General features: G+C 70.2%; 6 protein-coding genes and 1 pseudogene. 5 read left to right on the top strand and 2 right to left on the bottom strand.

The features are described 5' to 3' along the window. On the bottom strand, nucleotides 1-1,469 hold a 1,469-nt coding region (gene murJ, locus x551_RS17020), incomplete at its 3' end, for a murein biosynthesis integral membrane protein MurJ (protein ID WP_036249705.1). Between the two features lie 170 nt (nucleotides 1,470-1,639). On the opposite strand from murJ, the gene rpsT reads away from it, so the two are divergent. Beyond that, nucleotides 1,640-1,933 (top strand): 30S ribosomal protein S20, encoded by a 294-nt coding sequence (rpsT, locus tag x551_RS17015; protein WP_011830603.1) that lies wholly within the window; start codon nucleotides 1,640-1,642, stop codon nucleotides 1,931-1,933. A 57-nt stretch (nucleotides 1,934-1,990) separates the two neighbouring features. Here the strand turns inward: rpsT and x551_RS17010 are convergent, their stop codons facing one another. Continuing rightward, complete coding sequence (locus x551_RS17010) at nucleotides 1,991-2,344, bottom strand: DUF3579 domain-containing protein (protein ID WP_231497718.1); 354 nt, start codon at nucleotides 2,342-2,344, stop codon at nucleotides 1,991-1,993. A gap of 196 nt (nucleotides 2,345-2,540) precedes the next feature. Here x551_RS17010 and x551_RS24585 point away from each other — a divergent pair. The 4 genes and pseudogenes from x551_RS24585 to x551_RS16990 all read left to right on the top strand — a co-directional run. Continuing rightward, nucleotides 2,541-3,774 (top strand): annotated as a pseudogene (locus x551_RS24585) (aspartate aminotransferase family protein). A gap of 39 nt (nucleotides 3,775-3,813) precedes the next feature. Then, nucleotides 3,814-4,776 carry an ornithine carbamoyltransferase gene (argF, locus tag x551_RS17000; protein ID WP_011830606.1) on the top strand — a complete coding sequence of 321 codons (963 nt, stop codon included), beginning with the start codon at nucleotides 3,814-3,816 and terminating at the stop codon, nucleotides 4,774-4,776. A 37-nt stretch (nucleotides 4,777-4,813) separates the two neighbouring features. After that, complete coding sequence (locus x551_RS28220; RefSeq protein ID WP_343252152.1) at nucleotides 4,814-5,200, top strand: metallophosphoesterase family protein; 387 nt, start codon at nucleotides 4,814-4,816, stop codon at nucleotides 5,198-5,200. 352 nt (nucleotides 5,201-5,552) lie between these two features. Then, nucleotides 5,553-6,439, top strand: an 887-nt coding sequence (locus x551_RS16990) for a serine/threonine-protein kinase (RefSeq protein WP_036249700.1), incomplete at its 3' end; no start/stop codon positions are given.

The following is a 6,439-nucleotide window of genomic DNA, read 5'->3' as shown; positions in this document are numbered from 1 at the left end:
CCGGCCCGCTGCAGCTCGCGCGCGCCGAGCGCCACCCAGTCGAAGGTCTGGGCCGCCCAGGTCAAGCCGGCCCCCATCAGCAGGCTCGCGACCAGCACCTTGCTGCCGAACGCCAGCCAGCCCGGCGCCGGCCGCCAGCTGCCGCGCCGGTACAGACCGATCAGCAACCAGAGGGCATTGACGAGCGCGCCGCAACCGATCGACAGCGCCAGGCCGGCGTGGCCGAGCCGCGGCACGAACAGCAGGTTCAGCAACTGGGTGAGCACCAGCACCACGATCGCCACCTTGACCGGCGTGCGGATGTCCTGCTTGGCGTAGAAGCCCGGCGCCAGCACCTTCAGCGCCACCAATCCCAGCAGGCCGGCGCCGTAGCCGCGCAACGCGGTGACGGTCTGGTGCACGTCGAAGGCGCTGAAGGCGCCGCGGTGGTAGAGCACCGACACCAGCGCCTCGGGAAACACGATCAGCGCCACCGCACAGGGCAGCGCCAGCAGCACGACCAGGCGCAGGCCCCAGTCCAGCAGCGCGGCGTAGCGCTCGCTGCCGCCCTCGGCCTGCGTGGCCGACAGCTGGGGCAGCAGCACCACCCCGAGCGCCACGCCCAGCAGCGCGGTCGGAAATTCCATCAGCCGGTCGGCATAGGTCAGCCACGACACCGCACCGGCGCCGATCTGCGTGGCGATCTGCGTGTTGATCAGCAGCGAGATCTGGGCGACCGACACGCCCAGGACCGCCGGCGCCATCTGCTTCAGCACGCGGTGCACGCCGGGGTGGTGCCAGGCGCTGCGCAGGCGCGCCACCGACAGGCCGAAGCTGGGCAGCGCGCCGACGCGCTTCAAGGCCGGCAGCTGCACGGCGAGCTGCAGCACGCCGCCGACCATGACGCCCAGCGCGAGCGCGTAGATCGGCTCGATGCCCCAGGCCTTGAAGTACGGCACACCCCACCAGGCGGCGGCGATGAACGACAGGTTCAGCAGCACCGGTGTGGCCGCCGGCACCGCAAAGCGCTTCCAGGTGTTCAGGATCCCGGCCGACAGTGCGACCAGCGACATGAAGCCGATGTAGGGGAACATGAAGCGCGTCATGGCGACCGCGAGGTCGAAGCCGCCGCTCTTCTGCAGACCCTGCGCCATCACCCACACCAGGACCGGCGCGGCGACCACGCCGAGCACGCAGGTCACGAGCAGCGCCCACAGCAGCACGGTGGCCACGGCATCGATCAGCGCGTGCGTCACCTCGTCGCCATCGCGCGCGCGACTCTCGGCCAGCAAGGGCACGAAGGCCTGCGAGAACGCGCCCTCCGCGAACAGCCGGCGCAGCAGGTTGGGGATGCGGAAGGCCACGTTGAAGGCATCCGTCATCACGCTCGCGCCGAACGCCGCCGCCACCATCTGCTCGCGCACCAGCCCGGTGATGCGCGACGCCAGCGTCAGCAGGGAGACGGTCGACGCGGCGCGCAGCAGGTTCATGGAGAGGATGGGTTGGCCGATCGCGGGTCGAGAGCGGGGCAGACGGGCAGGATGGGTGCGCGAGTATAGAAGTGCCTACTAACGTCGGTTCACGCCGGCCCCTGGCCCCGTGGACGACCTCGGGGCCGGTGATATACTCGCAGGCTTTCCCCCCGGAACCCCGTCACACAATGGCCACCTCTTCCAAAGTCAAGAAATCGGTCCGCATCGCGTCGGGCCGCAAGCGCGTGCGTCAGGACGTCCGCCTGAACGCCGCCAACACCTCGCTGCGCTCGAAGTTCCGCACCGCCATCAAGGGCGTGCTCAAGGCCGTGGCCACTGGCGACAAGGCCAAGGCCGGTGAAACCTTCAAGTCGGCCCAGAAGGTGATCGATTCGATCGCCGACAAGGGTCTGTTCCACAAGAACAAGGCGGCTCGCTACAAGAGCCGCCTGTCGGCCAAGATCAAGGCGCTGGCGGCCTGAAACCGCATCCGGGTGGGAAACGAGAAGGGCTCCGCAAGGAGCCTTTTTCATGGGGCCTCAGCGACCGGGCCGCGGGCTTGCGGCCGGAGGCGCGTCGGGCAGCAGGCAGGCGTCGACCACCTGCAGCTGGTTGTCGCGCGCGAAGTTCATGACGAAGTCCCAGGCCATCGGCTCCAGCTCGCGCAGCGCCTCGTTGACGACCACACACTTGATGCCGTTGATCACGTTCGGCACGCAGTAGGGCGAATAGCCGACGTAGGCCGCGCGGCCCATCTGCGCGCCGCCGGGGCGGAAGCTGGACATCGCGCCGGCCAGCCGCTCGGCCCAGTCGCTGGGGCGGAAGCTGCGCCCGTCCAGGGTCAGGCCCTGGATGAAGACTTCTCTCGGTTTGGAGCGTTCGGGTGTGGGCACGGACAGGCGCAGACGGGGCACCGCTGGGAGCGGCCATGGACAACGCTATTGTGCTGCAGTGCAGCAGGTGCAATCGGCAAATCGGTGCGAGCCAGCAAGACGCATGGCGTCGCTGCGTTGTCGTCGGGCATCCGTAGAATCTCGCAGGCGCAGCATCCGTGACGGACTGCGCCTTTTTCATTCAAGGAAGCCGCTCATGAACGCGCCCGAAGTCCCGAAGCCGCCGCCGTCCCCCCACGTGATGAACACCTACGGCCGCCTGCCGTTCGCGCTGTCGCATGGCCAGGGCTGCCGCGTGTGGGACACCGAAGGCCGCGAGTACCTCGACGCGCTGGGCGGGATCGCCGTCAACACCCTGGGCCACGCCCACCCGAGGCTGGTGCCGGCGCTGACCGACCAGATCGGCAAGCTGATCCACTGCTCGAACTACTACCAGGCGCCGCTGCAGGAGCAGCTCGCCGCCAGGCTGTGCGATCTGAGCGGGCTGACCAATGCCTTTTTCTGCAGCACCGGGCTGGAGGCCAACGAGGCCGCGTTGAAGATCGCGCGCAAGTTCGGTCACGACAAGGGCATCGACCGCCCGGAGATCATCGTCTACGAGAAGGCCTTTCACGGCCGCTCGATCGCCACGCTGTCGGCCACCGGCAACCCCAAGGTGCAGGCCGGCTTCGGGCCGCTGGTGGAGGGCTTCGTGCGGGTGCCGCTGAACGACGTGGCGGCGATCGAGGAAGCGGCCCAGACGCGGCCGAACGTGGTGGCGATCTTCCTCGAGGTGATCCAGGGCGAGGGCGGCATCAACCCCGCCACCGTGCCCTACCTGCAGGCGCTGCGCCGCCTGTGCGACGAGCATGACTGGCTGCTGATGCTCGACGAGGTGCAGTGCGGCATCGGGCGCACCGGCAAGTGGTTCGCCCACCAGTGGGCCGGCATCCAGCCCGACGTGATGCCGCTGGCCAAGGGCCTGGGCTCGGGCGTGCCGGTCGGCGCAGTGGTGTGTGGCCCACGCGCGGCCGGCGTGCTCGGCCCGGGCAACCACGGCACCACCTTCGGCGGCAATCCGCTGGCGATGCGCGCCGGTATCGAGACGCTCGCCGTGATGGAACAGGACCGCCTGCTCGAGAACGCCGCGACGGTGGGCGAACGGCTGCGCGCCGGGCTGGCGCGCGAACTGGCCGACCTGAGCGGGCCGGACGGCGTCACCGAGATCCGCGGCCAGGGCCTGATGATCGGCATCGAGCTGGCGCGCCCCGTGCGGCGAGCTGCTCGGCCGCGCCGCCGAGGCCGGCCTGCTGCTCAGCGTGACCGCCGACCGCGTGATCCGGCTGGTGCCGCCGCTGATCCTCAGCGCAGCCGAGGCCGATCGGGTCGTGGCGATCCTGTGCCCGCTGATCCGCCGCTTCCTCGCCGAGCCGCCGAAGCCGGCCGCCTGAGCCGTGCACCGCCCCTCGACCTCCGCCCGACCGAGCGCCATGAAACCCGGCTCCAGCCTCATGAAGCACTACCTGCAGTTCAAGGACCTCCGCGCCGAGGAGTACGCCTACCTGTTCGAGCGCGCCGCGATCATCAAGCGCCGCTTCAAGAACTACGAGAAGTACACGCCGCTGTTCGACCGCACGCTGGCGATGATCTTCGAGAAGGCCAGCACCCGCACACGCGTGAGCTTCGAGGCCGGCATGTACCAGATGGGCGGCTCGGTGGTGCACCTGACCACCGGCGACAGCCAGCTCGGCCGCGCCGAGCCGGTGGAGGACAGCGCACGCGTCATCAGCCGCATGGTCGACCTGGTGATGATCCGCACCTTCGAGCAGGCCAAGCTCGAGCGCTTCGCCGCGCATTCGCGGGTGCCTGTGATCAACGGCCTGACCAACGAATTCCACCCCTGCCAGATCCTGGCCGACCTGTTCACCTACATCGAGCACCGCGGTACGCAGGACGGCGGCGCGAAGGCGGCCGACTGCCTGCGCGGCATGGTCGTGGCCTGGGTCGGCGACGGCAACAACATGGCGCACACCTGGCTGCAGGCCGCCGAGATCCTGGGCTTCACGGTGCACGTCAGCACACCCGGCGGCTACGAGATCGACCCGGTCGTGGCCGGCATCTCGGGCACCCACTGCTACAAGGTCTTCGCCGACCCGATGGATGCCTGCCGTGGCGCCCACCTGGTGACCACCGACGTGTGGACCAGCATGGGCTACGAAGCCGAGAACGAGGCCCGCAAGCAGGCCTTCGCCGATTGGTGCGTGGACCGCGAGATGATGGCCGCGGCGCGCCCGGATGCGCTGTTCATGCACTGCCTGCCGGCCCATCGCGGCGAGGAGGTCGAGGCCGAGGTGATCGATGGCACGCAGTCTGTGGTCTGGGACGAGGCCGAGAACCGCATGCACGTGCAGAAGGCCCTGATGGAGTACCTGTTGCTCGGCCGCATCGGCTGAGCCGGCAGGCTGCGGCGTCGCCCGACGGTGCACTGCCATGAAGCTCGCGCTGCTGACCGACCTGCACGCCAACCGCGAAGCCTTCGAGGCCTGCCTGGGCGCGGCCGCCTCCTGCGGAGCGACCGACTACGCGATCCTCGGTGACCTGGTCGGCTACGGCGCCGACCCGGCCTGGGTCGTCGACCGGGTGCGCGCGCTGGCCCGCAATGGCGCCATCGTGCTCAAGGGCAACCACGACGAGTCCGCCGTGCAGGGCCGCGACCGACGATGGTCGACGACGCGCGCCGTGTCATCGCCTGGACCCGGGCGCGGCTCGACGCCGATCAGCTCGCCTTCCTCGACGCCCTGCCGTTCACCGTCGAGCGGGACGGCTGCGGCTTCGCCCACGCCAACACCTGGGCCCCGGCCGGCTGGGAGTACGTGACCAGCCGGCACGACGCCGTGCGCTGCCTGCAGGCCACTGCAGCGCGCCACGTGTTCATCGGCCACGTGCACGAACCGCGGCTCTACCACCTGGCCGGCACCGGCAAGTCCGGTGATTTCGTGCCGGTGCCCGATGTCGAGATCCCGGTGCCGGCGCACCGGCAGTGGCTGGTGCTGCCGGGTTCGGTGGGCCAGCCGCGCGACGGCGATCCGGCAGCCTGCTGGGCGCTCTTCGACACCGACACGCGCAGCCTGTGCTTCCACCGCGTGCCCTACGACCACGAGACGGCGGCCTCGAAGGTGCGCGAGGCCGGCCTGCCGGATCGCCTGGCCGATCGGCTGATCGAGGGTCGATGAGCGGCAGCGCCGGTCCCGTGCCGCTGCAGCCGGGCGCCGTGGTCGACGGCTTCCGGCTCGAGGAGCACCTGCACCAGGGCGGCATGGCCAACCTGTGGCGCGTCACCCACCCGGACCACGCGCAGCCGATGCTGATGAAGCTGCCGCGCATCAAGGGCGGCGAGGACCCGGCCACCATCGTCGGTTTCGAGGTCGAGCAGATGATCCTGCCGCGTCTGCAGGGGCCGCACGTGCCGCGCTACGTGGCGCAGGGCGATTTCACCGCGCAGCCCTACCTGGTGATGGAACAACTGCCGGGCGAGTCGCTGCGCCCGCGGCTGGACCGCGCGCCGCTGCCGATCGACGAGGTGGTGACCATCGGCGCCAAGGTCGCCACCGCGCTGCACGACCTGCACCGCCAGCACGTGATCCATCTCGACGTGAAGCCGAGCAACATCCTGTTCCGCCGCGACGCCGAAGGCCGCGAGGCCGAGGCGGTGCTGGTGGACTTCGGCCTGTCGCGCCACGACCACCTGCCCGATCTGCTGGACGAGGAGTTCACGCTGCCGATGGGCACCGGCCCCTACATGTCGCCGGAGCAGATCCAGTTCGTGCGCGACGAGCCGCGCAGCGACCTCTACGCGCTCGGCGTGATGCTCTACCACCTGACAACCGGCGAGCGCCCGTTCGGCCAGCCGACCAGCATCGCCGGCCTGCGCCAGCGGCTCTATCGCGAGCCGGTGCCGCCGCGCGTGCTGCGCCCCGACTGCCCACCGTGGCTGCAGGAGATCCTGCTGCGCTGCCTGGAGCCGCGCGCCGACAAGCGCCACGACACCGCGGCCCAGCTGGCCTTCGACCTGATGCACCCGCAGCAGGTGCCGCTGACCGCCCGGGCCGAGAAGCG

Origin of the sequence: Methylibium sp. T29 (assembly GCF_000576205.1) — a bacterium.
GTDB lineage: Bacteria > Pseudomonadota > Gammaproteobacteria > Burkholderiales > Burkholderiaceae_C > Methylibium > Methylibium petroleiphilum.
This window is presented reverse-complemented; position numbering and strand designations above follow the sequence as displayed.

Bases quoted from the DNA above. Each gene is read 5' to 3' on its own strand.
- rpsT (WP_011830603.1), top strand. From the start codon at position 1,640: ATGGCCACCTCTTCCAAAGTCAAGAAATCGGTCCGCATCGCGTCGGGC.
- argF (WP_011830606.1), top strand. From the start codon at position 3,814: ATGAAACCCGGCTCCAGCCTCATGAAGCACTACCTGCAGTTCAAGGAC.
- x551_RS28220 (WP_343252152.1), top strand. From the start codon at position 4,814: ATGAAGCTCGCGCTGCTGACCGACCTGCACGCCAACCGCGAAGCCTTC.